Here is a 25,465-nt window from a genome sequence, read left to right on the forward strand (position 1 = left end):
GGTGCTAACCTTTGAATTCAACTTTAGAGGTTAGAACGCGCAGCGCGCAACCGGTCACGTAACCTTGAGGGGTTAGGCCGAAATTCGTCGCCGAGGAGGGCGTCCGCCATGACCGTTTCCGACCCGCGGCCACTCGTCGGCGAGCCCGTCTCCCTCGACCTGCTCAACACCCGCTGGATGGCGGACGGCGTACGGCAGGACCTGCTCACCGGCGTCGAGGGGCTCGGCGTCTGGCTCCGCTCGAACGGGCTCGACGGGCGTTTCCGCGCCGACGACGTCACCCTGCGCCACACCCTGGCCACGCGCGACGCCCTCGGAAGCCTGGTCGACCGGCCCGGCGATCCGGACGCCACCGCCCGGGTCGACGCGGTCCTCGGGCACGGGCGGATCCGGGCCACGCTCACCGCCGAAGGGCCGGGCGAGAAGGCGGAATTCGCGGATCCCGCCTGGGGGCCGGGATGGACCGCCGCCCGCGACTACCTTCACCTGCTGCGCACAAACCCGGAACGCATCCGCGAGTGCGCCCACGAGGCGTGCATCCTGCACTTCTTCGACACCTCGCGGAACGGCACCCGGCGCTGGTGCTCGATGGCCGCCTGCGGCAACCGGGCCAAGGCCTCGCGGCACTATGCCCGTACAAAGGACAACTAGTCCCCCACCGGCGGGACTTCGACTCGCCCCCGTTGGGCACCTTTCGTCCCCCGTGGCGCATCTTCCGCAGTGGCGGATGTGCGCCACGCGCGCATTCCGCCACCCGGTAACTCTCCCCAAACCCCTGTCATTTGCGAAAGGCTGAGCGGTCATCCGGTACCGAAATCCGGACCCTCTTCTTTCACAAACAGGGATGTTGATGACCACCCCCGAAACCCAGAGCTCCATATCCGGACGCTCCACCTCCGGGACCAGACGAGCGGCCCGCATCGCGGCCGCCGCCGGCCTCGTGACCGCGCTCGTCGCGGCCGGTGCCGCCCCGGTCCTGGCCGCCGACGACCCGGCGACCGGCAGCTCCCCGGTGAAGATCGCCGACCCCGCCGACAAGCTCGGCGCCACCGACGCGCAGCGCCTGTCCGAGGCCGAGGCCGCCGGCCAGCCCAACGTCACCGTCCTCGTCGCCACGGCCCCGGGCGCCACCGAGCAGGTCGCCGGCCAGCTCGACGCCGTCCCCGGCGCCTCCGTCGGCAGGCAGGACGACAAGCTGGGCTACGTCCGCGCCACCCTGCCGACCGGCAAGGCCGACGCCGCCATCAAGGCCGCCACCAAGCTGTCCTCCGTGCAGTCGGTGGATCTCCAGGCGGAGATCGAGCAGGACGACCCGACCCCGGACGCGGGCTCCACGGGCGCCGTCGACGGCACCACCGTCACGCGCACCTACCCGGCCCCCGGCAAGGACACCCCGGCGAAGAACCCGTACAACCCGTCCCACGAGACCGGTGCGGTGGACTTCGTCAAGGAGCACCCCAAGGCCGACGGCCGCGGCGTGACCATCGGCATCCTCGACTCCGGTGTCGACCTCGGCCACCCGGCCCTGCAGAAGACCACCACCGGCGAGCGCAAGATCGTCGACTGGGTCACCGCCACCGACCCGCTCACCGAGAGCGACGGCACCTGGCGCGCCCAGATCACCCCGGTCACGGGCTCCGTCTTCACCGCCGGCGGCCAGAGCTGGAAGGCCCCCGAGGGCTCGTACCAGTGGAGCCGCTTCAGCGAGTCGGTCACCGCGGGCGGCGACCCCAAGGGCGACATCAACCGGGACGGCGACACCACCGACCGCTTCGGTCTGCTGTACGACCCGGTCGCCGGCACCGTGCGCGTGGACACCGACCAGAACGGTGACTTCACCGACAACGAGCCGATGAAGCCGTACAAGGACGGCTACCAGGTCGGCTACTTCGGTACGGACAACCCGGCCACCGAGGTCGTCGAGAAGACCCCGTTCGTCGTGCAGATCCGCAAGGACGTGCCGATGGACCCGCTGGGCGGCACCTGGGTCGGCAAGAAGGCCGACTTCGTCAACGTCGGTCTCGTCGAGTCCTCGCACGGCACCCACGTCGCCGGCATCACCGCGGCCAACGGCCTCTTCGGCGGCAGGATGAACGGCGCCGCCCCCGGCGCGAAGATCGTCTCCGCCCGTGCCTGCACCTGGACCGGCGGCTGCACCAACACCGCGCTGACCGAGGGCATGATCGACCTCGTCGCCAACCGCGGCGTCGACATCGTCAACATGTCGATCGGCGGTCTGCCGCTGCAGAACGACGGCGACAACGTGCGCGCCCGCCTCTACACGCGTCTCATCGACACGTACGGCGTGCAGCTGGTCATCTCGGCCGGCAACGAGGGCCCCGGCATCAACACGATCGGCGACCCCGGCCTGGCCGACAAGGTCCTGTCGGTCGGCGCGGCCGTCTCCCAGTCGACCTGGGCGGCCAACTACGGCTCCGCCGTCGAGAAGAAGTACGCCATGTTCCCCTTCTCCTCGCGCGGCCCGCGTGAGGACGGCGGCTTCACCCCGACCATCACCGCCCCCGGCTCGGCCGTGAACACCATCCCGACCTGGCAGCCCGGTGCGGGCGTCGCCGAGTCCGGCTACGCGCTGCCCGCCGGCTACGGCATGCTCAACGGCACCTCGATGTCCTCGCCGCAGGCGGCGGGCGCGAGCGCGCTGCTGATCTCCGCGGCCAAGCAGAAGCACATCGCGCTCTCCCCGCTCACCCTGCGCACCGCGCTCACCTCGACCGCGAAGCGGATCCCCGGTGTCGCGGCCCACGAGCAGGGCGCCGGCCTCATCGACATCGAGGACGCCTGGGAGTCGATCAAGGACGGTGCCACCGCCCACGACTACAAGGTCGAGGCCCCGGTCGACACCGCGATCTTCCCGGCCCCGCACACCGGCACCGGCGTGTACGACCGCCAGGGCGGCCTCAAGGTCGGCCAGAAGAAGGTCTACGACGTCACCATCACGCGCACGAGCGGCCCGGACCGGCCGATCGAGCACGAGCTGGACCTGAAGTACAACGACGGCACCTTCCGCATCCTCGGCGACGACGAGATCGACCTGCCGCTGAACAAGCCGGTCACCGTCAAGCTCCAGGCCCGTCCGACCTCCGCCGGCGTGCACAGCGTCATCCTGGAGGCCGACGACGAGCGCACCGAGGGCGTCGACAAGCAGATCCTCGCCACCTCGATCGTCTCCGCCGACCTGGTCGGCCCGGGCTACGGCTTCTCCGCCGCCGGCTCCGTGCAGCGCAACAGCAGCAAGTCGTACTTCGTCACCGTGCCGAAGGGCGCCAAGACCCTCGAGGTCTCGATCGGCGGGCTGAAGGAGAAGAGCCAGACCCGGTTCATCACCCAGCACCCGTACGGCGTGGCCCTTGAGGACAACGCGACGAACCAGTGCTACCCGCACTACAACCCGGCGAACACCTGCCGTCCGGACGTGCGCTCCTACGCCAACCCGATCCCGGGCGTGTGGGAGATCATCGTCGAGTCCCGCCGTACGTCGCCGGACCTGGACAACCCGTTCAAGCTGGACGTCTCGGTGCTCGGCGCCTCCTTCGACCCGGCCGTCCAGACGGTCCCCGAGGCGAAGATCGGCACCCCCGCCGCCGTGCAGTGGAACGTCTCGAACGAGTTCGCGGCCCTGGACGGGCGCCTGAAGGGCGGCTCGCTCGGCTCGCAGAAGTCCGAGAAGGCGACCATCCAGCACCACGAGCAGCAGATCAAGACCGTCACCATCGGTGAGGGTGTCGAGCGCCTCGACATCGCCATCGGCAACACCTCCGACCTGTCGGCCGACCTCGACCTCACGGTCAAGCTGGGCGACACCCAGGTCGGGCAGTCCGCCGACGGCGACTCCGAGGAGTCCGTCAGCCTGGTCAAGCCCGCCCCCGGCACCTACACCGTCATCATCGACGGCTACTCGGTGCAGGCGGCCGGCGGCACCAGCTACGACTACAAGGACGTGTACTACTCGTCCGCGCTCGGCTCCGTGAAGGTCGACGAGTCGAAGCCGGTCCAGCTGGCCAACGGCGGGACCGCCCAGGTCGCCGCCGAGGTCGTGGTCAACGCCGCGGCGCCCGAGGGCCGCCGGTTCTTCGGCGAGGTCCAGCTGCTGAACGCCCGCGGCACCGCCGCCGGCACCGGCAGCGTCGTGATCGGGAACGTCGTCCCGTAACACCGTGCCACCAGTGAGGGGCGGGCGCCGGAACCGGCGCCCGCCCCTTCGCCGTCTTGAGTCCCGTCCCGTCCCTTGGACAATGGATTGGACAAGCCGGGCCCGCAGACCCGCATGATGGAACCGGCAGCGCACCCTGCACAGATGTATGGAGGAGTCCCCGTGAAGGTCGGAATCGTCGGAGCCACCGGTCAGGTCGGCAGTGTCATGCGCAGGATCCTGGCCGAGCGGGACTTCCCCGTCGACGAGCTGCGACTCTTCGCCTCCGCCCGCTCCGCCGGCACCGTCCTGGACGGCGTCACCGTCGAGGACGCCGCCACCGCCGACTACACCGGCCTGGACATCGTGCTCTTCTCCGCGGGCGGCGCCACCTCCAAGGCGCTCGCCGAGAAGGTCGCCTCCCAGGGCGCCGTCGTGATCGACAACTCCTCCGCCTGGCGCAAGGACCCCGAGGTCCCGCTGGTCGTGTCCGAGGTCAACCCGCACGCGATCAAGGACCGCCCCAAGGGCATCATCGCCAACCCGAACTGCACCACGATGGCCGCCATGCCGGTCCTCAAGCCGCTCCACCAGGAGGCCGGCCTGATCGCGCTGGTCGCCACGACCTACCAGGCCGTGTCCGGCTCCGGCGTGGCCGGTGTCGCCGAGCTGGACGGCCAGGTCAAGGCCGTCGCCGAGAACGCCGCCGCGCTGGCCCACGACGGCGAGGCCGTCGCGTTCCCCGAGCCCGGCGTCTACAAGCGCCCGATCGCCTTCAACGTGCTGCCGCTGGCCGGCTCGATCGTCGACGACGGCTCCTTCGAGACCGACGAGGAGCAGAAGCTCCGCAACGAGTCCCGCAAGATCCTGGAGATCCCGGAGCTCAAGGTCTCCGGCACCTGTGTGCGCGTCCCGGTCTTCTCCGGCCACTCGCTCCAGGTCAACGTGCGCTTCGAGCGCCCGATCAGCGTCGAGCGCGCCTACGAGCTGCTGAAGGACGCCGAGGGCGTCGAGCTCTCCGAGATCCCCACCCCGCTCCAGGCCGCCGGCAAGGACGCCTCCTTCGTGGGCCGCATCCGCGTCGACGAGACCGTCGACCACGGCCTCGCGCTCTTCCTCTCCAACGACAACCTGCGCAAGGGCGCCGCCCTGAACGCGGTGCAGATCGCGGAGCTGGTCGCGGCCGAGCTCAAGGGCTGAGGACCGGCACACCGGCGGGACGAGTCCTGACGAACAGTGACGAAGGGCGGCCATCCGTGGGATGGCCGCCCTTCGCTTGTTCGCCCTGGGAAATGTGCGGTGCGCCGTCGACACACCCCGTGGAAGGATGGCCCAAACGTCACGAAACCGAGGAGTTGACCGGGTGCCTGGCACAAACCTGACCCGTGAAGAGGCGGCGCAGCGGGCGAAGCTGCTGTCCGTGGACGCGTATGAGGTCGACCTCGACCTCACCGGTGCGCAGGAGGGCGGCACCTACCGGTCCGTCACCACCGTCCGCTTCGATTCCGCCGAGGCCGGGGCCGAGACCTTCATCGATCTCGTCGCCCCCGCCGTCCACGAGGTCGTGCTCAACGGGCACGCCCTCGACGTCGCCGCCGTCTTCCGGGACTCCCGGATCGCGCTCCCGCACCTCGCGCAGGGGCGCAACGAGCTGAAGGTCGTCGCCGACTGCGCGTACACCAACACCGGTGAGGGTCTGCACCGGTTCGTCGACCCGGTCGACGGCCAGGCCTACCTGTACACGCAGTTCGAGGTGCCGGACGCCCGCCGCGTCTTCGCCTCGTTCGAGCAGCCCGACCTCAAGGCGACCTTCCAGTTCACCGTGAAGGCCCCGTCCGGCTGGTCGGTCATCTCCAACTCCCCCACGCCGGAGCCCAAGGACGACGTCTGGGTCTTCGAGCCGACCCCGCGCATCTCCACGTACATCACGGCGCTGATCGTCGGCCCGTACCACGCGGTGCACTCCTCGTACGAGGGCCCCGACGGCCAGGTCGTGCCGCTGGGCATCTACTGCCGTCCGTCGCTCGCGGAGTTCCTCGACGCGGACCACATCTTCGACGTGACCCGCCAGGGCTTCGGCTGGTTCCAGGAGAAGTTCGCGTACGACTACCCGTTCGCCAAGTACGACCAGCTGTTCGTGCCGGAGTTCAACGCGGGCGCGATGGAGAACGCGGGCGCGGTCACCATCCGCGACCAGTACGTCTTCCGCTCGAAGGTCACGGACGCCGCGTACGAGCGTCGCGCCGAGACCATCCTGCACGAGCTCGCCCACATGTGGTTCGGCGACCTCGTCACCATGGAGTGGTGGAACGACCTGTGGCTGAACGAGTCGTTCGCCACCTACACCTCGGTCGCCTGCCAGGCTTCCGTCGAGGGCACCCGCTGGCCCAACGCCTGGACCACCTTCGCCAACGCGGAGAAGACCTGGGCCTACCGCCAGGACCAGCTGCCGTCGACGCACCCGATCATGGCGGACATCAACGACCTGGAGGACGTGCTCGTCAACTTCGACGGGATCACGTACGCCAAGGGCGCGTCCGTCCTGAAGCAGCTCGTCGCCTACGTCGGCCAGGACGAGTTCTTCAAGGGCGTGCAGGCCTACTTCAAGGCCCACGCCTTCGGCAACACGCGTCTGACGGACCTCCTGGGCGCCCTGGAGGAGACCTCCGGCCGTGACCTGAAGGCCTGGTCGAAGGCGTGGCTGGAGACCGCCGGCATCAACGTGCTGCGGCCCGAGATCGAGACCGACGAGAACGGCTCCATCACCTCCTTCGCCGTCCGCCAGACCGCCCCGGCGCTGCCGGCCGGCGCCAAGGGCGAGGCCGTCCTGCGCCCGCACCGGATCGCCATCGGCTTCTACGACCTGGACGCGGCCGGCAAGCTGGTCCGCACCGAGCGGGTCGAGCTGGACATCGAGGCGGCCGAGCTGACCGCCGTGCCGCAGCTCGCTGGCAAGAGCCGCCCGGCGGTCGTGCTGCTCAACGACGACGACCTGTCGTACGCCAAGGTCCGCCTCGACGAGGTGTCCCTCAAGAACGTCACCGCGCACCTGGGCGACTTCACCGAGTCCCTGCCGCGGGCGCTGTGCTGGGCCTCGGCCTGGGACATGACCCGCGACGGCGAGCTGGCCACCCGCGACTACCTGGCGCTGGTGCTCTCCGGCATCGCCAAGGAGACCGACATCGGCGTGGTCCAGTCGCTCCAGGGGCAGGTCAAGGCGGCCCTCGACCTGTACGCGGCGCCCGAGTGGCGCGCCGAGGGCCTGTCCCGCTGGGGTGCCTTCGCGCAGGAGCAGCTGCGGGCGGCGGCGCCGGGCAGCGACCACCAGCTCGCCTGGGCGCGGGCCTTCGCGGCCACCGCCCGCGAGGCGGCGGAGCTCGACGTGCTCGCCGGGCTGCTCGACGGCAGCGAGGTCGTCGACGGTCTCGCCGTCGACACCGAGCTGCGCTGGGCGTTCGTGCAGCGGCTCGCGGCGACCGGCCGGATCGACGAGCCGGAGATCGCCGCGGAGCTGGAGCGCGACCGGACCGCCGCGGGCGAGCGCCACGCGGCGACGGCCCGCGCGGCCCGTCCGACGGAGGCGGCGAAGGCCGAGGCGTGGGCCCAGGTCGTCGAGTCCGACACCCTGGCGAACGCGGTGCAGGAGGCCGTGATCGGCGGCTTCGTGCAGGTCGACCAGCGCGAGCTGATCGCCCCCTACACGGCGAAGTACTTCGCCGCGATCAAGGGCATCTCGGAGACCCGCAGCCACGAGATCGTGCAGCAGATCGTGGTCGGCCTCTACCCGTCGCTCCAGGTCTCGCAGGCCACCCTGGACGCCACGGACGCGTGGATCGCCGCGAACGACCCGGCGCCGGCGCTCCGCCGCATGGTGACGGAGTCCCGCGCGGGCGTCGAGCGCGCGCTGAAGGCGCAGGCGGCGGACGCCGCGGCCGCCTGACGGCTCGTCTGACAGCTCGTCTGACAGCTCGTCCGACGCGAGAGGGGCCCCGGACCGGTCACGGTCCGGGGCCCCTCCCCGTTTCAAGGGGTCAGCGGGTCGGCGGGTCAGCCCAGGGCCGTGAGCCACTGCCAGCCGCCGGTGCCGATGGTGGCCGGGGTGCTGAGGCCGGTGGCGGTGCCCGGGAGGAACTCCAGGTTCTCGGCCGTGCCGGCGGTACGGGTGGTCCACAGGTCCGGCAGGCCGTCGCCGGTCACGTCGCCGGCCGAGACGGCGAGGCGCCGGTCGGCGACGGTCAGGGGGCCGCCGGTCAGCGGGGCCGGGTCGGCGGCGAGCAGGGCCGCGCCCTGGCTCACGTGCCGCTTGATCTCGCCGGTGGCGCGGTCGCGGCTCCAGACGTCGGCCCTTCCGTCGCCGGTGACGTCGCCGGGCAGGACCACGTCGTAGCCGGCCCATTCGGGGCCGCCGATCTTGACGGCGGCCCGGGGCGCGAAGGTGGGCTTCCCGTCGACGGCCGGGCCGCCCCTGTGCAGCCAGAGGCCGGTGGTGCTGCGGGCGAGGACGTCGGGCAGGCCGTCGCCGTCCACGTCGCCGGCTGCCAGCGGGAGGGCGCCACCGTTCGACCAGCCGGTGGGGCGGCCGCCCATGGCGACGCGGGTGCCGAGCTCGCCGTTGCCGGTGTTCGGGTAGACCCACAGGTCGTCGCCGATGCGGGCGAGGACGTCCTCGCGGCCGTCGCCGGTCCAGTCGCCGCGGTGGCTGACGGCGGCGCCGGCCCAGCCGCTCGCGCCGATCTGGCGCATGCCGGCGAGGGCGCCGCCGCCGGTGCCGGCGTACAGGCGCAGGCTGCCGTCGTCCTTGACGGCGAGGAGGTCGGCCTTGCCGTCGCCGGTGAGGTCGCCGGGCGGCAGCGTGGGGTAGGCGGCGGCGCGCAGCAGCTTGTGGTCGGAGAGCGGGGCGGTGCCCTCGGGCTCGGGTTCGAGGGCGTCGGCGCGGACGGCGTGGAAGTCGCGGGTGTTCAGGAAGACGTGGTCGAACTTCTTCCCGGAGGCCACGGTGGGCTCGCCCGAGTGGCACGCGGTGACCCCGGCGTCCCGGCAGGCCGGGGTGAAGAAGTCCTGGTCGTTCTCGTCGGCCTCGATGAACGGGCCGGTCCCGGGCAGGCCCTGGCGGACCGGGTCGAGCATCGGGTCGTACGCCGGTTCCGTACCGGCGTTGAAGTCGCCGCCGAAGATCACCGGGAGTCCGGCCGCCCAGGTGTCCGCGTGGGCCAGGGCCTCGGCGGAGCCGTTGTCGGGGGTGATCTTCTGGTCGAGGTGGACGTTGCAGACGAGCGTGGTCCGGCCGTCGACCGGGCCCCGGGCGCAGAGCACCGGGCGGGGCTCGGGGCCGGGGGTGGTCAGGTTGGCCGTGTAGCGGTCGACCGCGGGCGCCTTGACGAAGACGCCGAGGCCGAAGCCGTTGTCGGTGCCGCCCCAGTGGCCGCAGCCGCCGGTCTTCGTGGCGAAGCCCCAGACGGCGGTGTAGCCGGCGTCGGCCAGCGCGTCGCGCAGCGACGTCCACTGGGTGAAGCAGAGTTCCTGGAGCATCAGGGCGTCGGCGTCCCAGGCGAGGGCCTGTGCCTTGACCTTGGCGGTCCAGGTGGCCAGGTCGAGCTGGCTCTGGCAGCTGGAAGCGCCGCAGACGTTGTACGAGATGACGCGCGTCGGCGGTGCGGAGGCGGGGTCGACGGTGTCGGCGGCGGCCGGCCCCACGGTCGCGAGGACCGCGGAGGCCAGCAGCGCGAACGCGACCATCGCTCTCTGGAGGAGTCTCATGCCCCGAGAGCCTAATGATCTTTTCCGTGCACCTGACAGAAAGGACCGTCAGGCGGTACGTCAGGCGGTCGTCAGGCGGTACGTCAGGCGGTCAGCCGCGCGTACCGGGCGCGGAGTTCCGCCGCGCCCCGGTCCGTGAGGCTGCCGTGCAGCCGCATCCGGGCGACGCCGCCGTCGGGGAAGGCGTCGAGCCGGACGTGGGTGACGACCGCCCGCGCGGGGAGCGTGAAGCGGTGCGGGGTGTCGGGCTGGAGGCGGGTGCGGGGGATGATCTCGAACCACTCCGCGCTTCCCGAGGGGTCGCCGTTGCAGCCCTGGAGGGCGATCCAGCCCGCCGAGTTGCCCTTGAGGTAGGCGGTGTCGATCTCGACCGCCCGTACGGCGCCCTGGGCGGCGAGCCGGAAGCGCACCCAGTCGTTGGTGCCGCGCACCCGGCGGCGGCGGTTCTCCCAGCCGTCGTCCATCTTGCGGGAGGTGCCGGGCAGGATGATCTGGGTGGGCGAGGAGTAGAAGCGGTCGGAGGCGTCCTCGTACACACCGCCGTTGAGTACGGAGGCCAGGTCGAGGGTGCCGAGGACGTCCAGCCACTCGGGGTCGGGGACGACCTCGCCGTGGACGCGCAGGCGGGCGATGCCGCCGTCGGGGTGCTGGCAGAGCCGCAGGTGGGTGTAGCGGCGCTCGGCGGCGACCGTGAAGCCGTTGGCGGCGTGGCCGCGGACGGGGGTGGGCGGGACGAGCTCCTCCCACTTCGCGTCCAGCAGCTCCTCGGGGCTCGGCGAGCCCTCGACGGCGGCGGCCTGGATGCTCACCCGCTGCGGGTAGTTGCCCCGGAAGTGGGCGGTGTCGACGACGATGCCGCGGATGACGCCGGGGGCGCCGAGACGGACGATCGCCCAGTCGTGGTCCTCGGGGGCCGGGAAGGGGTGCCCGGCGTCGGCGCCGCGGCGGCGGCGGGTCTCCCAGCCGTCCATGATCTTGCCCTTGTGGCCGAAGTGCTCGGGGTCGAAGACGGCCCGCTCGCGGACGAGCAGGTTCTCGCGCTCGGCGAAGAACTCGTCGTTGGCGGCGACCACCCCGGCACCGAGACGGCGGTCGGCGAGGTCGACGAGCTCGGTGAACGGGAAGTCACCGGTCCGGTAGTCGGCGTAGGGGTCGCCACCGGCGTAGGGGGCGGCGTCGTTGGCGTGCGGGTCCTGGGCGGTGTCGTGGTCGAGGCTCATGTCCTCGACTGTGCCGCCGGGCCGACCCCCGGGTCCATCGAATGTTTTCGACGTCGTCGTTCAGCTCTGCTGAACGGTTGGCCCACCGGTCGGCTCTCCGGTCGACCCACCGGTCGGAGTGACGGCCGCCCCGCCGCTCGCCGCGACGGCCGGCTTCTCCCGCTGCACGGCGGCCTGCCGCAGTGCCGCCAGGACCCGGGCGACGGCCGGTCCCTCCTCCGCGCCACGGCGCACGGCGGCGACGACATGGCGGCGCGGCTGGTCGGCGGAGAGCACCCGCATGACGACGCCGGTGCGGCGCTCGGCGGCGGCCATCCGGGGGATCAGGGCCACGCCCATGCCGGCCTCGACCATGGCGAGGATCGCGGTCCAGCCGGCCGCGCTGTGCGCCTGCTCGGGGACGAAGCCGGCCGCCTCGCAGGCCGCGGTGGTGATCTCCGACCAGGGGCCCGAACCGCCGTAGATCCAGGGCTCGGCGGAGAGGTCGGCGAGCCGCAGTCCGGGCGCCTCGGCGAGCGGGTGCCCGGTGGGCAGGGCCACGTCGAGCGGGTCGGCGAGCAGCGGGACGCGGCTGTACTTGGGGTCGCGGGCGGTGGGCGCGTGGGCGGCGAGCGAGAGGGCCAGGTCGACCTCGCCCGCGGTGAGCAGTTCGTACGCCTCGGCCGCCTCGGCCTCCCGGACGCGTACGTCGAGCGCGGGGTGGGCGGTGCGCAGGGCCTGCACGGCGGGGACGACGAGCGCGGGCACGGCGGTGGAGAACGCGGCGACCCTGACCCGTCCCGCCTCGCCCCGCAGATGGGCGTCGAGTTCGGCCTCGGCCCGCTCCAGCTGGGCGAAGACCGCCTCGGCGTGCCGCAGCACCAGGTGTGCGGCGTCGGTGAGCCGGACCCGGCGCCCGTGCGCCTCAAGGAGTCGCACGCCGAGCTGCTTGGAGAGGTTGGTGAGCTGCTGGGAGACGGCCGAGGGGGTCATGAGCAGTGCTTCCGCGCTGGCGGTGACGGTGCCGCGGTCCCGGAGGGTGCGGAGGATCTGCAGCTTCTTGATGTCCCACTCGGTCATGGGCCGCAACCTACCGGGAGGAACTGAGCGCCACGCCACCGAGGATGAGCGCCATGCAGGCGGCCCCGACGAGGCCGAGCCGCTCGCCGAGCAGCGCGTACGACAGGAGGACGACGCAGACGGGCTGGAGGTAGTAGACGACGCCCGCGCGGGCCGCGCCGATGAGGGAGATCGCCCGGTTCCAGGCGAAGAAGGCGACGGCGGAGGAGAGGACGCCGACGTAGAGGAGGGGGCCGACGGTCCCGGCGGTGGCGGTGAAGCCGCCCTGGACGGTGAGGGAGACCGCGTACGCGGGGGCGAGCATCAGGGCGCCGAGCAGGAAGGTGGTGAGGAGGAAGGCGAGCTGGTCGATCTCGGCGGGCTTGCGCTTGAGCAGGGCGCTGTACGAGGCGAAGGAGAGGACCGCGGCGAACATCCACAGGTCGCCGGCGGTGAAGTCGACGGCGAGGGAGCCCTTGCCGACGAGCAGGAGCACGCCGAGCGCGGCGGCCAGCATGCCGACGACGCGGCGGGTGCCGAGGCGTTCGCCGCCGAGGCGGGCGTAGCCGGCCATGAGCACCGGTGAGGCGGCCATGATCATGCCCATGTTGGAGGCGGAGGTGGTCAGCCCGGCCTGGTGCACCAGGGTGTTGTAGAGGGCGACGCCGAACAGCGAGGCGAGGGCGACGAAGCCGAGGTGCCGGCGGAGGACGGCGCGCTGCCGCCAGAACGGGCGGGCGGCGAAGGGTGCGACGGCGGCGAGCGCGATGATCCAGCGCCAGAAGACGGCCTGGACGGGCGGGACGCTGTCGGCCATGTCCCGGGTGGCGACGAAGCTACCGGACCAGACGACGGTGGCGAGCAGGGCGAGCAGCACGCCGAGGCCGGCGCCCTTCGCGAGCTTTCTCGCGGGCGCCGGCCTCTCGGTGGGGTGGCGAACGGTGAGCTGTGTCATGCCGCTTACCGTCGCACCGCCGAACTCTCCAGGTCCATCGAAACTTCCTGACCATTCCTTTCAGCAGCGCTGAACGGTTCGGCGGCGGGGGCCTCGGCGGTCTTCTTCGCCTTCGGGGTGCGCGGCCCCATCTGGGCGATCAGGGTGGCGCCGAAGGCGACCACCATGCCGAGCAGCTGCACCGGGCCGAGCGCCTGGCCGAGCGCGGCCCAGCCGATGACGGCGGCGGTGATCGGCGAGAGCGGGCCGAGGAGGGTGACGGAGGAGGCACTGAGGCGCTCGATGCCGCGGAACCAGAGGAAGTAGGAGATCGCGGTGTTGCCGAAGGCGAGGTAGGCGTATCCGGCCAGGTTGGTGCCGGTCAGGGCGGGCGGGGCGCCTTCGAGCAGGAAGGCGACGGGCAGGATGATCAGGCCGCCCGCGGTGAGCTGCCAGCCGGTGAGGGCGAGCGCACCGACGCCTTCGGGGCGGCCCCAGCGCTTGGTGAACACGGTGCCCGCGGACATCGAGAGCGCGGAGAACAGTCCGGCGACGACGCCGATCGTGTCGAGCGCGGCTCCGGCCTTGAGGACCACGAGGCTGACGCCGAAGGCGGCGGCGACGGCGGTGAGCAGCGCCTTCACGGTGGGCTTGTCGCCCAGCAGGAGGGCGGCGAGGCCGACGACGAAGAGCGGGCCGACCGAGCCGACGACGGCGGCCACACCGCCGGGCAGGCGGTAGGCGGCGAGGAAGAGGAGCGGGAAGAAGGCTCCGATGTTCAGGGCGCCGAGCACCGCGGACTTCCACCACCAGGCCCCCTGCGGCAGCTTGCGGGTGAGGGCCAGGAGGACGAGGCCGGCGGGCAGGGCGCGCAGCAGACCGGTGAGGAGCGGCCGGTCGGGCGGCAGGAACTCCGTGGTCACGAAGTAGGTGGAGCCCCAGGAGATCGGGGCGAGCGCGGTCAGTGCGACGGTTGCGGCCTTACGGGACATGGCAGGTTCCCCCCTGAGGTGGCTGGCAGCTCGCCGGGTGGCTTGCTGGTAATTAACTTACCACTAAGCTACTTACTTGCAAGTGGCTTTCTTGCCATCGAGTCAGCAGAGAGAGGAGACTGAGGTCATGGAGAAGCAGACGCCCGCCACGGGGCCCGGCCACGACGCCGTCGACGCCATCACCGACCAGTGGGCCGCCGTCCGCCCGGACCTGGACACCCTGCCGATGGCCGTCTTCGGGCGGATCTACCGGCTGGCCGGCGCCATGCGCGGCAAAGTGGACAAGGCGTACGCGCCGTACGGGGGGATGTCGCTGGGCGAGTTCGACGTGCTCGCGACGCTGCGGCGCTCCGGGGAGCCGTACACCCTCTCACCGCGTCAGCTGACCGCCACGCTGATGATCACGACCGGCGGGATGACGGGCCGTCTGGACAAGCTGGAGCGGGCCGGTCTGATCACCCGGAGCCCCGACCCGAACGACCGGCGCGGGCTGCGGGTCACCCTCACTGAGGAGGGCCGCACGCTCGTGGACCAGGCCGTCGGCGCCGGGCTCGCCCAGCAGGCCGCGGCCCTGGAGGCGGCGCTCACCCCGGAGGAGTCGGAGCAGCTCTCGGCGCTCCTGCGCAGGCTGCTCGCCACGACCGTGTGAAGGACGGCGGGAAACACACGAGGGCGCCGCGCGGTATCTCGTACCGTGCGACGCCCTCCTGAGGGAACGGGTGGGGCTTACGCCTTCTTCCTGGACTTGTCGAGCACCGCGACCAGCCCGACGATCACCAGGAAGAGCACCAGCGGTGCGGCGACGTACAGGCCGAGGGTCTCGGCGACACTCAGCTTGGGGGCCGGGTCGTCACCGTCGTCGCGGGTGAGCGCGAGCGCGGGGGACGACATGAGCAGCATCATCAGCGTCGTACCGGCCGCGACAGCACCGGCGCGCAGGGCGTTCTTCTTGTCCACGGTGCAAAAGTAGCGAACACCTAAACGGACCGCGCGCCCGGGGGTGCCGTACGGGCCCCCACCTCCTCCGCGAGCACCTTGAACAGGGCGTGCGCGCGCGGCGAGGCGGCCAGCTCCTCCAAGGTCAGCGGCTGTCCGTCGGGACCCGCGACCGGCAGCCGCCAGTTGGGGTACTGGTCCCAGGTGCCGGGCAGGTTCTGCGGCCTCCGGTCCCCCACCGCGTCCGGCAGCCACACCCCGACCATCCGCGCCGGGGTGGCGGCCAGGAACCGGTGGAAGGCCCTGACCTCCGCCGCCTCGTCGCCCGGGCCCTCCGGCAGCATCCCGCGCCGCTGGAGCAGCCCCAGCCACTCCGCGGTCTCGGCCGCGTCCCTGGTCCGCTCACGCCCCAGGTCGCCGGTGAGCAGCCCGAGCCGGTGGCGCAGCGTCACATGGGCGCCGGAGAGGCGGGCGGCGGTGGAGGGCAGGTCGTGGGTGGTGGCGGTGGCCACGCAGTCGGCCCGCCACTCCTCCGGGGGCAGCGGGCGGCCGGTGCCGGCCCAGTCCCGTTCGAACCAGAGCACGGAGGTGCCGAGCACCCCGCGCCGGGCGAGCGCCTCCCGTACCCCCGGCTCGACCGTGCCGAGGTCCTCGCCGATGACCGAGGCCCCGGCGCGGTGGGCCTCCAGGACGAGGACGGCGAGCATGGCCTCGGCGTCGTGGCGGACGTACGTCCCCTCGGTGGGCTCGCGGCCCTCGGGCACCCACCAGAGCCGGAACAGCCCCATGACGTGGTCGATCCGCAGCGCGCCCGCGTGCCGCAGCAGTTCGCGCAGCAGCCCCCGGTACGGGGCGTAGCCCTCGGCGGCGAGCGCGTCGGGGCGCCAGGGCGGCAGGCCCCAGTCCTGGCCGCGCGCGTTGAAGGCGTCGGGCGGGGCGCCCACCGACATGCCGGCGGCGAAGACGTGCTGCTGGGCCCAGGCGTCGGAGCCGTCCGGGTGGACGCCGACGGCCAGGTCGTGGACGATCCCGACCGCCATCCCGGCCCGCCGGGCGGTGCGCGAGGCGGCGGCGAGCTGGCCGTCCGTCAGCCAGGCGAGCCGGCAGTGGAAGTCGACCCGGGCGGTGAGTCCGGCGTCGGCCCGCACCACCGCCTCGGCCGTCCGCGGGTCGCGCAGCTCCTCGGGCCAGCGGCGCCAGTGGTGCCCGTGGCGTTCGGCGAGGGCCTGGTAGGTGGCGTGGTCCTCCAGGGCGCGCCCCCGCTCGGCGAGGAAGTCGCGGTAGGCGGCGCGGCGGCCGGGCCCGAGCTCCACGGTGTGGACCAGCTCCAGGGCCCGCCGCTTGGCCTCCCACACGGCGTCCCGGTCGATCAGCGCGCCCTTGCCGAGCACCCGTTCGCGCAGCTCGGCCGCGTCGGCGAGGACCCGGTCGAGCTCCTCGCGGCGGGCCGGGTCGACGTGCGCGTACTCGGGGACGTCCTCGATCCGCAGGTGCACCGGGTCGGGGAAGCGGCGGGAGGAGGGGCGGTACGGGGAGGGGTCGGTGGGCGCCCCGGGTACGGCCGCGTGCAGCGGGTTGACCTGGACGAACCCTGCGCCGTGCGTGCGGCCCGCCCAGTCGGCGAGCTCGCGCAGGTCGCCGAGGTCGCCCATGCCCCAGGAGCGGGTGGAGAGCAGCGAGTAGAGCTGGACGAGCAGTCCGTGGGCGCGCCCTTCGGGCCCCGGCGCGTGCGCGGGCGCGACGATCAGGGTGCCGGTGCAGCGGCGTCCGTCGGAGGTGTCGGCGGCGAGCCGGTGCACGCCGAGCGGGAGGCCGCTCCAGTCGGGCCCCCGGCCGGCGGCGGCGCAGGTGCCGGTGACGGTCGTGCCGTCCTCGGTGGTCACGGTCAGCCGGGTGCCGGGCGGCAGGCCGAGGACCGGGCGCGGGGGCCCGTCCTGCCAGTGGACGACGGTGGGCGGCAGGAGTCGCGCGCGGCTCGCCCGCTCCGCCGCGTCGAGCGCGGCGGCGGCCGCCTCGGGTGTGGACGCGTCGACGTCCAGGGCGCGCAGGACGGCCACCACCGTGGCCTCGGGCACGGTGACCGTGACGCCTTCGGAGGGGGCGTACTCGGTGGCGACGCCGTGCAGGGCGGCGAGACGGGCCAGGGTCACTTCACACTCCGGGTGACTCCGTACCGCCCGCGGTGCCCCGGGCGGTGGGTTCGCTGGTCAGGGGTGCCGCCTCGATCATCGGCGGCTCGCTGGTGAGGGGCGCGGCGTCGGCGAGGGGCGGTTCGCTGGTGAGCGGGCCCTGCCGCGGGATCCGGATCGGCGCGGGGGTCTGCTCGCGTATCCGGGGGGCGGAGTGGTCGGTCGCGTTCACGGGATCTCCCGGGTCGTCTCGACGGTCTCGACAGGTAAGACAGGTGGGACAGCACGGGAAGCCTTACCCATCGCTCCCCGTTTTACCGGCGGAACTTGACGAATCGACGCCACCTCGCCGAAAGCCCGCGGGGCAAACGGGGCAGTTCGACCAGGCGCATTGACACTCCGTCGACCCGGATGGTGGGCTCGTCATCGAATCGTGACCCACGGGACCGGAGGGAGCCCTCGTGCACTTCGGACACAGGAGGCGGACGGCGACCGCGGTGGCCGTCGCGGTCGTCGGCGGCCTGCTCGGCCTCGGCCTGCCGGGCCCGGCCCAGGCGGCGCCGGACGCGCCCGCCCCACCGGCCCCTCCCGCCACCACCGCCCCGGACGCGCCGACGGCCGGGCCGAACGCACGGACGGCCGGGCCCCCGTCGGTCTGGCCGCGGCCCCAGTCCCTGACCGCCGTGGGCGAGGCCGTGGCGCTCGGCCCCGAGGTGACGCTGCTGGCCGCCCCGGACGCCGACCCGCACGCCCTGGCCGCGCTGCGCGCGCTGCTGCGGGCCGCCGGGGTGCGCACCGTCCACGAGGCGCTGCCCGGGCGGGGCGCGGTGCTCCGGGTGGGCGAGGACGCCACGGGGGCGCGCGAGGCGCTGGGCGCCCTGCGGGTGGCCGGGCGGGGCGATCTGCCGGACGGCGGCTACCGGCTCGCGACGGGCCGCTTCCAGGGCCGGGACACGGTCGTGCTCGACGGGGCCGGCGAAGACGGCCTGTTCCACGCGGTGCAGACCCTGCGTCAGCTGGTCCGCGCCGACGGGAGCCTGCCGGGCGTCCGGGTGCGCGACTGGCCCGGCACCGCCGTGCGCGGGCTCACCGAGGGCTTCTACGGGCGTCCCTGGAGCCGCGAGCAGCGGCTGGCGCAGGTCGACTTCCTGGGCCGCACCAAACAGAACCGCTATCTGTACGCCCCCGGGGACGACCCGTACCGCCAGACGCTGTGGCGCGAGGCCTACCCGGCCGCCGAGCGGGCCGCGTTCCGCGAGCTGACCGACCGGGCGCGGGCGAACCACGTGACGCTCGCCTGGGCGGTCTCCCCCGCCCAGTCCATGTGCCTGTCCTCGGAGCGGGACCTGACGGCGCTCACCGGGAAGCTGGACGCCATGTGGGCGCTGGGGGTGCGCGCCTTCCAGCTCCAGTTCCAGGACGTCAGCTACAGCGAGTGGCACTGCTCGGCGGACGCCGACGCCTTCGGGCGGGGCCCCGAGGCGGCCGCCCGGGCGCAGGCGCGCGTGGCGGGGGCCGTCGCACGGCACCTGGCCGAGCGCCACCCGGGCGCCGAACCGCTGTCGCTGATGCCGACGGAGTACTACCAGGACGGCGCGACGGAGTACCGGAAGGCGCTGGCCGAGGCCCTCGACCCGCGGGTGCAGGTGGCGTGGACGGGCGTCGGGGCGGTGCCGCGGACCATCACCGGGCGCGAGCTGGCCGGGGCCCGCGACGTGCTGCGGCATCCGCTGGTCACCATGGACAACTACCCGGTCAACGACTACGCCCAGGACCGCCTCTTCCTCGGCCCCGCCACCGGCCGCGAGCCGGCCGTCGCCGCCGGCAGCGCCGCGTTCCTGGCCAACGCCATGGAGCAGGCCACGGCCTCGCGGGTGCCGCTGTTCACGGCCGCCGACTTCGCCTGGAACCCGAAGGGCTACCGGCCGCAGGAGTCCTGGCGGGCCGCCGTGGACGACCTGGCGGGGCCGGACCCGGCGGCGCGCGCGGCGCTGGCGGCGCTCGCCGGGAACGGCGCCTCCTCGCTGCTCGCCCCGGACGCCGAGTCGGCCTATCTGAAGCCGCTGGCGGACGCCTTCTGGGCGAGCCGCACCAGCGCCGACCAGGGCGCCCGGGAGAAGGCGGCGCGGGAGCTGCGGGCCGCGTTCACCGTGATGCGCGAGGCGCCCCGGCGGCTGGCCGGGACGGCGGACGGCGCCTTGAGCGCGGAGGCCGGCCCGTGGCTGGAGCAGCTGGCGCGGTACGGGCAGGCGGGCGAGACGGCCGTCGACATGCTGCTCGCGCAGGCGCGCGGCGATGGCGCCGGGGCGTGGCGGGCCCAGCTCGGCCTGGAGCGGCGGCGGGAGGCGCTGGGGGCGGGCGCGGTGACCGTCGGCAAGGGCGTGCTCGACCCGTTCCTCGCGCGCGCGGCGACGGAGTCGGCGGCCTGGACGGGCGCCGACCGGGAGCGCGGTCCGGGGCTGAAGTCGGACGCGGCGGACGACGCGTACACGGTCCGGATCGACCGGGCCAGGCCGGTGGAGACCGTCACCGTGATGACGGAGCCCGGCACCGGGTCCGGCGGCACCCTGGAGGCCCTGGTGCCCGGTGAGGGCTGGCGGGCGCTCGGCCCGCTGGCGGCCTCGGGGTGGACGCAGGCGGACCTGGCGGGGCTGCGCGCGGACGCGGTGCGGATCGCGTGGAGCGGGCCGGCGGGGCGGGTGCGGTCGCTGGTGCCGTGGTTCGCCGACGAGCCGCGGGCCGCCCTGGAACTGGCCCGTACGGAGACCGACGCGGAGATCGGCGGCCCGCCCGTACGGGTGGCCGCGACCCTGGAGGGGCGGCGGGCGGCCGAGGTGCGCGGGGCGCTGACCGCGCGGGCGCCGAAGGGGATCACGGTGCGGCTGCCCAAGGAGGCGCTGGTGCCGCGCGGCACCCGGACGACGGTGCCGCTGGAGGTGTCGGCCGCCGCGGCCACGCCGGCCGGCTCGTACGCGGTGCCGGTGGCGTTCGCGGGCGAGGAGCGGGTCCTGACGGTGCGGGTGTTCCCGCGGACGTCGGGCCCGGACCTGGCGCCGGCGGGCACGGCCTCGTCCTCGGGCGACGAGACGCCCGACTTCCCGGCCGCGCTGGCCGTGGACGGCGACCCGGCGACGCGCTGGTCCTCGCCCGCCGAGGACGACGCCTGGTGGCAGCTGGAGCTGGCGGAGCCGGCCCGGGTGGGGCAGGTGGTGCTGCACTGGCAGGACGCGTACGCGAGCCGGTACCGGGTGCAGGTCTCCCCCGACGGGCGGAGCTGGCGTACGGCCGCCACGGTCCGCGACGGGCGGGGCGGGCGGGAGTCGGTGCGGATGGACGCGCCGGACACCCGCTACGTACGGGTGCGGGGCGACGCGCGGGCGACGGAGTACGGCTATTCGCTGTGGTCGGTGGAGGCCTTCGCGGTGGCGGAGCCGCCGGGGAGGACGCAGGCGGCGGAGCCGCCCGAGAAGGCGCCCGGCGCCCCGGCGGACGCACCGGCGCCGGACGCCCCGGAAGGGGAGCGGGGCACTCCGCCCGGCTCCCCCTGACCTTCCCCCGAGCGCCCCGGGGCTTCCCGGGGCTTCCCGTAAGGGAAGGCTCCGGTACGCGGGAACGCCCGGAACGCGAAAGGCCCGGCTCAACCGGTCGTCATGACCCCCTGGGGGGTGCTGACGGCCGCGTCGATCCGGGCCAGGGCGTCGTCCGCGCCGTACGGCTGGAGGTAGGGAAGCCACCGCGGGTCGCGATGGCCGGTGCCGATGATCCGCCAGGCCAGTCCGGTCGGCGGGGCGGGTTGGTGCCGCAGCCGCCAGCCCAGCTCGCGCAGGTGCCGGTCGGCTTTGACGTGGTTGCAGCGGCGGCAGGCCGCCACGACGTTCTCCCAGGCGTGCGTCCCCCCGCGGCTGCGCGGAATGACGTGGTCGACGCTGGTTGCGACGCCACCGCAGTACATGCAGCGCCCGCCGTCGCGGGCGAAGAGTGCTCTGCGGGTCAAGGGAACGGGCCCCCGGTAGGGGACCCGCACGAACCGTTTGAGGCGCACCACACTGGGTGCGGCCATGACACGGCTCTCGCTGTGCAGGAAGGCGCCGGACTCCTCGAGGCAGAGTGCCTTGTTCTCCAGGACGAGGACGAGCGCGCGACGGAGCGGTACGACGCCGAGCGGCTCGTACGACGCGTTGAGGACCAGGACATGCGGCACGGATGCCTCCTATGACGCCGGCGGCGCGTGGCTCGCGCCGGGACGAAACTGCTCTCAGTCTCTCCTCATGCCTGGCCGGTGCGCCACCACGTACGGGTAACGGCCCCGAGGTGTTCTCGACCACATCGGCGGGCATACGGGAGTCTCCACCCGCCGCGGTCCGTCTTCCCCTGTGCACACAGCGACCGGGGCACGCCGTCCCCCCGTTACTGTGGACGGATTGCCCCGCCCCTGCCCTGGAGGTCCCCCGTGCCCCCCGTGCTCTGGTCCGCCCTGCCGGCCACCGACGCGCAGCCCAACGTTCCGGTGACGCTCGACGAGGCCGCCGAGACGGCGACGAACGCCGCCGGGTGGGTGGAGCAGAACTGGTCCACCTGGCTGAACACGGGGCTGCGGATCGTCCTGATCCTGGTCGTGGCCCTGACCCTGCGGATGCTGATACGCCGGGCCCTGACGAAGCTGATAGAGCGGATGAACCGCTCGGCGCAGGCGGTGGAGGGGACGGCCCTCGGCGGTCTCCTGGTCAACGCCGAGCGGCGCCGGCAGCGCTCGGAGGCCATCGGCTCGGTGCTGCGCTCGGTCGCCTCGTTCCTCATCCTCGGCACCGCCGGCCTGATGGTCCTGGGCGCCTTCAAGATCGACCTGGCGCCGTTGCTGGCCTCGGCCGGTGTGGCCGGTGTGGCGATCGGCTTCGGCGCGCGCAACCTGGTGACGGACTTCCTCTCCGGCGTGTTCATGATCATGGAGGACCAGTACGGGGTGGGCGACTCGATCGACGCGGGGGTCGCCTCCGGCGAGGTGGTCGAGGTGGGGCTGCGGGTGACGAAGCTGCGCGGGGTCGACGGCGAGATCTGGTACGTCCGCAACGGCGAGATCAAGCGGATCGGCAACCTCAGCCAGGGCTGGGCGACCGCCGGCGTGGACGTGACGGTCCGCCCGACGGAGGACCTGGACCGGGTGTCGGCGGTGATCGCCGAGGCCACCGACGCCATGTCGAAGGAAGAGCCCTGGAACGAGCGCCTGTGGGGCCCGGTGGAGATCCTGGGCCTGAGCGAGGTGCTGCTCGACTCGATGACGATCCGTCTCTCGGCGAAGACGATGCCGGGCAAGAAGCTGGGTGTGGAGCGCGAGCTGCGCTGGCGGGTCAAGCGCGCGCTGGACGCGGCGGGCATCCGGATCGTCGGCGGTGTGCTGCCGGCCCAGGCCGAGGACTCGCCGGCCGACCCGTCGGCGGGGATGGCGGCCCCGTCGGCCTTCGCCTCCCCGACCTCCCCGCAGTCGGCGGCGGCCACGCCGCTGCCGAGGACGGACCTGACCAAGTAGCCGTTCCCGGTACGCGTGAAGGGGCGCCCCGCCGATGATGACGGGGCGCCTCTTCGCGTCTCGGGTCGTGGCGGGCCTCTTGACGCCCCGGTGACGGGCGTCTTACCTTCCTCCCAACCCAATAGGAAACTTTCCTAACAGTGCAGCGGGACGAGGCGGATCCGACATGGCAGGTACGACCCCGGGAACCCCCGGAACCCCGCGCGTCCTGCGCGCCATGAACGACCGCGCCGCCCTCGAACTCCTCCTGGCCCACGGGCCCCTCTCACGGACCCGGATCGGCAAGCTGACCGGCCTCTCCAAGCCGACCGCCTCGCAGCTGCTCGCCCGCCTCGCGGCGGCCGGGCTCGTGATCGAGACCGGCACCACCGCCGGCCGCCCCGGACCCAACGCGCAGCTGTACGCGGTGAACCCGCGGGCCGCCCACGCGGCGGCGCTCGACGTCACCCCGCGCCGGATCCGCGCGGCCGTCGCCGACGTCACCGGCGCGGTGGTCGGCGAGTTCGAGCTGCCGACGCCCGGCCGTACGGCGGAGGGCGGCGTGGTCCGGCAGGTCGTCGACGCCCTCGCCGGGGCCGTCGCGGCGGCCGGGCTCGGCGGGCTCGGCGAGGTGCACCGGATCGTCATCGGCACCCCCGGCGCCTTCGACCCGGCCACCGGGCGCCTGCGGTACGCCTCCCACCTGCCCGGCTGGCACTCCCCCACCCTGCTGGAGGAGCTGGCCGTCGCCCTGCCCATGCCGTTCGAGTACGAGAACGACGTCAACCTCGTCGCCATCGCCGAGCAGCGCATCGGGGCCGCCCAGGGCCACGAGGACTTCGCACTGCTGTGGAGCGAGACCGGCGTCGGCGCGGCCCTCGTGCTCGGCGGGCGGCTGCACCGCGGCTTCACCGGCGGCGCCGGCGAGGTCGGCTTCCTGCCCGTGCCCGGCACCCCGCTGGTGCGCCAGGTCACCAAGGCCAACTCCGGCGGCTTCCAGGAGCTGGCCGGCGTCCAGTCCATCCCCCGGATCGCCAAGTCCCTCGGCATCGAGACCCGCGAACAGCCGTACGTGGAGACCGCCGCCGCCCTGCTCGCGCACGCCGTCACCGCGCACACCGAGGACGAGCGGTACGCCGGGCTCCTCGACACCTACGCCGAACGCCTCGCCACCGGACTCGCCTCCCTCGTCGCCGTGCTCGACCCCGAGCTCCTCGTGCTCGCCGGCCCCGCGATCACCGCGGGCGGCGAGCCGCTGCGGGCCCGCGTCCAGACCCAGCTCGCCGACCTGGCCGCCTCCCGGCCACGGCTCGTCCTCGCCACCGTGGAAGCGACCCCCGTCCTGCGCGGCGCGCTCGAATGCGCGCTGGCCACCACCCGGGACGAGGTCTTCGACACCTCCCGGTAGCCCCTGAACCGCCCCCACCACCGCCCCCCCGCCCGTTCCAGGGAGACCCGCCATGCCCGCACGCCAGCGCCGGCTCGCCGCCCCGCTCGCCGCCACCGCCTCCATAGCCCTCTTCGCCTCCGCCTGTACCGGCTCGGCGGACAACGGCACCACCGACGACCCCCACGCGAAGACGACGATCACCTTCTGGCACGGCTGGAACACCCCGTCCGAGGTGAAGGCGATCAACAACAACATCGCCCGCTTCGAGAAGGCGCACCCGAACATCACGGTGAAGGTCGTCGGCGGCATCAACGACGACAAGCTCAACCAGGCGCTGCGCACCGGCGGTTCGAAGGGCCCCGACGTCGTCTCGTCCTTCACGACGTCCAACGTGGGCAAGTTCTGCTCCTCCGGCGCCTTCGCCGACCTGAAGCCGTTCATCGAGAAGTCCAGGCTCGACCTCGACAAGATCATCCCCAAGACGCTGCTGGGGTACACCCAGTTCGAGGGCAAGCGCTGCGCGATGCCGCTGCTCACCGACGCCTACGGCCTCTACTACAACAAGACCGCCTTCAAGAAGGCGGGCCTCGACCCCGAGAAGCCGCCGCGGACCTACTCCGAGCTGCTGACCACCGCCAAGGCGCTGACGAAGACCAAGGGCGACTCGTACGAGCAGCTCGGCTTCATGCCGAACTACCACGGCTACGAGACCACCAGCGAGCACTACCTGGGCAGCTGGGGCCCGGCCTACTTCGACGCGAACGGCAAGTCGACCGTCGGCACCGAGCCCGGCATCGCCGAGATGATGACCGTCCAGAAGAAGATGGTCGACGAACTCGGCGGCTACGAGAAGCTGGAGAGGTACCGCACCGGCTTCGGCGACGAGTGGGGCTCCACGCACCCCTTCCACACCGGTCAGGTCGCCATGCAGATGGACGGCGAGTGGCGGCTCGGCATGGCCACCGACGCCAAGGTGCCCTTCGACATCGGCGTCGCCCCGATGCCCGTACCGGACAGCCAGGCCGCCGACTACGGCAAGGGCTTTCTCTCCGGCACGATCATGGGCATCGCTCCGCAGAGCAGGAAGCAGAACGCGGCCTGGGAACTGATCAAGTTCATGACCACGGACACCGAGGCCGTCGTCGCCTTCGCCAACGACATCCGCAACGTGCCCTCCACCTTCGGGGCGCTGGACTCGCCGAACCTGAAGGTCGACCCGCGCTTCAAGACCTTCCTCGACATCGCCCGGCACGAGAAGTCCAACACCCCGGCCGGCGCGATCAACGGCGCGACCTACCTCAACACGCTCCAGGACTTCGCCCTCCAGTACGAGAAGGGCTCGGTGACCGACCTGAAGGCCGGCCTGGCGAAGACCGCCGCGCAGATCGACACCGACATCGCCAAGGCGAAGTAACG

The 25,465-nt window shown here is 73.1% G+C and carries 18 protein-coding genes; 9 read left to right on the forward strand and 9 right to left on the reverse strand.

Annotation, left to right across the window (positions count from 1 at the left end):
• The first annotated feature begins 108 nt into the window (after nt 1–108).
• The 4 genes from ACZ3ZE_RS04265 (at nt 109) to pepN (ending at nt 8,090) form a co-directional block, all read left to right on the forward strand.
• Entirely contained in the window at nt 109–651 is a 543-nt protein-coding gene (locus ACZ3ZE_RS04265; RefSeq protein WP_467257269.1) for a CGNR zinc finger domain-containing protein, read from the forward strand.
• A gap of 199 nt (nt 652–850) precedes the next feature.
• Nucleotides 851–4,171, forward strand: a complete 3,321-nt coding sequence (locus tag ACZ3ZE_RS04270; protein WP_467257270.1) for a S8 family serine peptidase — start codon at nt 851–853, stop codon at nt 4,169–4,171.
• Nucleotides 4,172–4,333: 162 nt separating this feature from the next.
• The gene (locus ACZ3ZE_RS04275) at nt 4,334–5,350 is read left to right on the forward strand and encodes an aspartate-semialdehyde dehydrogenase (protein ID WP_361622495.1); all 1,017 of its coding nucleotides are present in this window, start codon (nt 4,334–4,336) and stop codon (nt 5,348–5,350) included.
• 163 nt (nt 5,351–5,513) lie between these two features.
• Complete coding sequence (gene pepN / locus ACZ3ZE_RS04280; protein ID WP_442304122.1) at nt 5,514–8,090, forward strand: aminopeptidase N; 2,577 nt, start codon at nt 5,514–5,516, stop codon at nt 8,088–8,090.
• 107 nt (nt 8,091–8,197) lie between these two features.
• On the opposite strand, the gene ACZ3ZE_RS04285 is transcribed toward pepN, so the two are convergent.
• From ACZ3ZE_RS04285 to ACZ3ZE_RS04305, 5 genes are all read right to left on the reverse strand, one after another.
• Nucleotides 8,198–9,907 (reverse strand): FG-GAP-like repeat-containing protein, encoded by a 1,710-nt coding sequence (locus ACZ3ZE_RS04285; RefSeq protein WP_361622491.1) that lies wholly within the window; start codon nt 9,905–9,907, stop codon nt 8,198–8,200.
• A gap of 83 nt (nt 9,908–9,990) precedes the next feature.
• Nucleotides 9,991–11,127 carry an allantoicase gene (alc, locus tag ACZ3ZE_RS04290; RefSeq protein ID WP_361163081.1) on the reverse strand — a complete coding sequence of 379 codons (1,137 nt, stop codon included), beginning with the start codon at nt 11,125–11,127 and terminating at the stop codon, nt 9,991–9,993.
• A gap of 60 nt (nt 11,128–11,187) precedes the next feature.
• Entirely contained in the window at nt 11,188–12,186 is a 999-nt protein-coding gene (locus tag ACZ3ZE_RS04295; RefSeq protein WP_467257271.1) for a LysR family transcriptional regulator, read from the reverse strand.
• A 10-nt stretch (nt 12,187–12,196) separates the two neighbouring features.
• The gene (locus tag ACZ3ZE_RS04300; RefSeq protein ID WP_467257273.1) at nt 12,197–13,120 is read right to left on the reverse strand and encodes a DMT family transporter; all 924 of its coding nucleotides are present in this window, start codon (nt 13,118–13,120) and stop codon (nt 12,197–12,199) included.
• 5 nt (nt 13,121–13,125) lie between these two features.
• Nucleotides 13,126–14,091 (reverse strand): EamA family transporter, encoded by a 966-nt coding sequence (locus ACZ3ZE_RS04305; RefSeq protein ID WP_363292907.1) that lies wholly within the window; start codon nt 14,089–14,091, stop codon nt 13,126–13,128.
• A gap of 127 nt (nt 14,092–14,218) precedes the next feature.
• Between ACZ3ZE_RS04305 and ACZ3ZE_RS04310 the strand changes: the two genes are divergently transcribed.
• Nucleotides 14,219–14,740 carry a MarR family winged helix-turn-helix transcriptional regulator gene (locus tag ACZ3ZE_RS04310; protein ID WP_361163073.1) on the forward strand — a complete coding sequence of 174 codons (522 nt, stop codon included), beginning with the start codon at nt 14,219–14,221 and terminating at the stop codon, nt 14,738–14,740.
• Nucleotides 14,741–14,817: 77 nt separating this feature from the next.
• Here ACZ3ZE_RS04310 and ACZ3ZE_RS04315 read toward each other — a convergent pair whose 3' ends face one another.
• Genes ACZ3ZE_RS04315 through ACZ3ZE_RS04325 form a run of 3 tightly spaced genes read right to left on the reverse strand, consistent with a single transcriptional unit; the run spans nt 14,818 to nt 17,358 of the window.
• Nucleotides 14,818–15,048 (reverse strand): hypothetical protein, encoded by a 231-nt coding sequence (locus ACZ3ZE_RS04315; RefSeq protein ID WP_361163071.1) that lies wholly within the window; start codon nt 15,046–15,048, stop codon nt 14,818–14,820.
• A gap of 20 nt (nt 15,049–15,068) precedes the next feature.
• On the reverse strand, nt 15,069–17,177 hold the full coding sequence (malQ, locus tag ACZ3ZE_RS04320; protein WP_467257275.1) for a 4-alpha-glucanotransferase: 2,109 nt from the start codon (nt 17,175–17,177) through the stop codon (nt 15,069–15,071).
• Between the two features lies 1 nt (nt 17,178).
• Nucleotides 17,179–17,358 (reverse strand): hypothetical protein, encoded by a 180-nt coding sequence (locus tag ACZ3ZE_RS04325; RefSeq protein ID WP_361164652.1) that lies wholly within the window; start codon nt 17,356–17,358, stop codon nt 17,179–17,181.
• A 259-nt stretch (nt 17,359–17,617) separates the two neighbouring features.
• Between ACZ3ZE_RS04325 and ACZ3ZE_RS04330 the strand changes: the two genes are divergently transcribed.
• Nucleotides 17,618–20,704, forward strand: coding sequence for a beta-N-acetylglucosaminidase domain-containing protein (locus tag ACZ3ZE_RS04330; protein ID WP_467257277.1), 3,087 nt, complete (start codon nt 17,618–17,620; stop codon nt 20,702–20,704).
• 89 nt (nt 20,705–20,793) lie between these two features.
• Here the strand turns inward: ACZ3ZE_RS04330 and ACZ3ZE_RS04335 are convergent, their stop codons facing one another.
• Nucleotides 20,794–21,357 carry an HNH endonuclease gene (locus tag ACZ3ZE_RS04335; protein WP_361163065.1) on the reverse strand — a complete coding sequence of 188 codons (564 nt, stop codon included), beginning with the start codon at nt 21,355–21,357 and terminating at the stop codon, nt 20,794–20,796.
• Nucleotides 21,358–21,615: 258 nt separating this feature from the next.
• Between ACZ3ZE_RS04335 and ACZ3ZE_RS04340 the strand changes: the two genes are divergently transcribed.
• The 3 genes from ACZ3ZE_RS04340 (at nt 21,616) to ACZ3ZE_RS04350 (ending at nt 25,463) form a co-directional block, all read left to right on the forward strand.
• On the forward strand, nt 21,616–22,680 hold the full coding sequence (locus ACZ3ZE_RS04340) for a mechanosensitive ion channel family protein (RefSeq protein WP_361164649.1): 1,065 nt from the start codon (nt 21,616–21,618) through the stop codon (nt 22,678–22,680).
• 166 nt (nt 22,681–22,846) lie between these two features.
• Complete coding sequence (locus ACZ3ZE_RS04345) at nt 22,847–24,067, forward strand: ROK family protein (protein ID WP_361163063.1); 1,221 nt, start codon at nt 22,847–22,849, stop codon at nt 24,065–24,067.
• A gap of 52 nt (nt 24,068–24,119) precedes the next feature.
• Nucleotides 24,120–25,463 (forward strand): ABC transporter substrate-binding protein, encoded by a 1,344-nt coding sequence (locus tag ACZ3ZE_RS04350; RefSeq protein ID WP_361163061.1) that lies wholly within the window; start codon nt 24,120–24,122, stop codon nt 25,461–25,463.
• Nucleotides 25,464–25,465: the final 2 nt, after the last annotated feature.

Source organism: Streptomyces sp. NPDC023157 (assembly GCF_055560575.1).

Coding starts and splice junctions, on each gene's coding strand:
- ACZ3ZE_RS04265 (WP_467257269.1), top strand. CDS start 109: ATGACCGTTTCCGACCCGCGGCCACTCGTCGGCGAGCCCGTCTCCCTC.
- ACZ3ZE_RS04270 (WP_467257270.1), top strand. CDS start 851: ATGACCACCCCCGAAACCCAGAGCTCCATATCCGGACGCTCCACCTCC.
- ACZ3ZE_RS04285 (WP_361622491.1), bottom strand. CDS start 9,907: ATGAGACTCCTCCAGAGAGCGATGGTCGCGTTCGCGCTGCTGGCCTCC.
- alc (WP_361163081.1), bottom strand. CDS start 11,127: ATGAGCCTCGACCACGACACCGCCCAGGACCCGCACGCCAACGACGCC.
- ACZ3ZE_RS04295 (WP_467257271.1), bottom strand. CDS start 12,186: ATGACCGAGTGGGACATCAAGAAGCTGCAGATCCTCCGCACCCTCCGG.
- ACZ3ZE_RS04300 (WP_467257273.1), bottom strand. CDS start 13,120: ATGACACAGCTCACCGTTCGCCACCCCACCGAGAGGCCGGCGCCCGCG.
- ACZ3ZE_RS04305 (WP_363292907.1), bottom strand. CDS start 14,091: ATGTCCCGTAAGGCCGCAACCGTCGCACTGACCGCGCTCGCCCCGATC.
- ACZ3ZE_RS04310 (WP_361163073.1), top strand. CDS start 14,219: ATGGAGAAGCAGACGCCCGCCACGGGGCCCGGCCACGACGCCGTCGAC.
- ACZ3ZE_RS04345 (WP_361163063.1), top strand. CDS start 22,847: ATGGCAGGTACGACCCCGGGAACCCCCGGAACCCCGCGCGTCCTGCGC.
- ACZ3ZE_RS04350 (WP_361163061.1), top strand. CDS start 24,120: ATGCCCGCACGCCAGCGCCGGCTCGCCGCCCCGCTCGCCGCCACCGCC.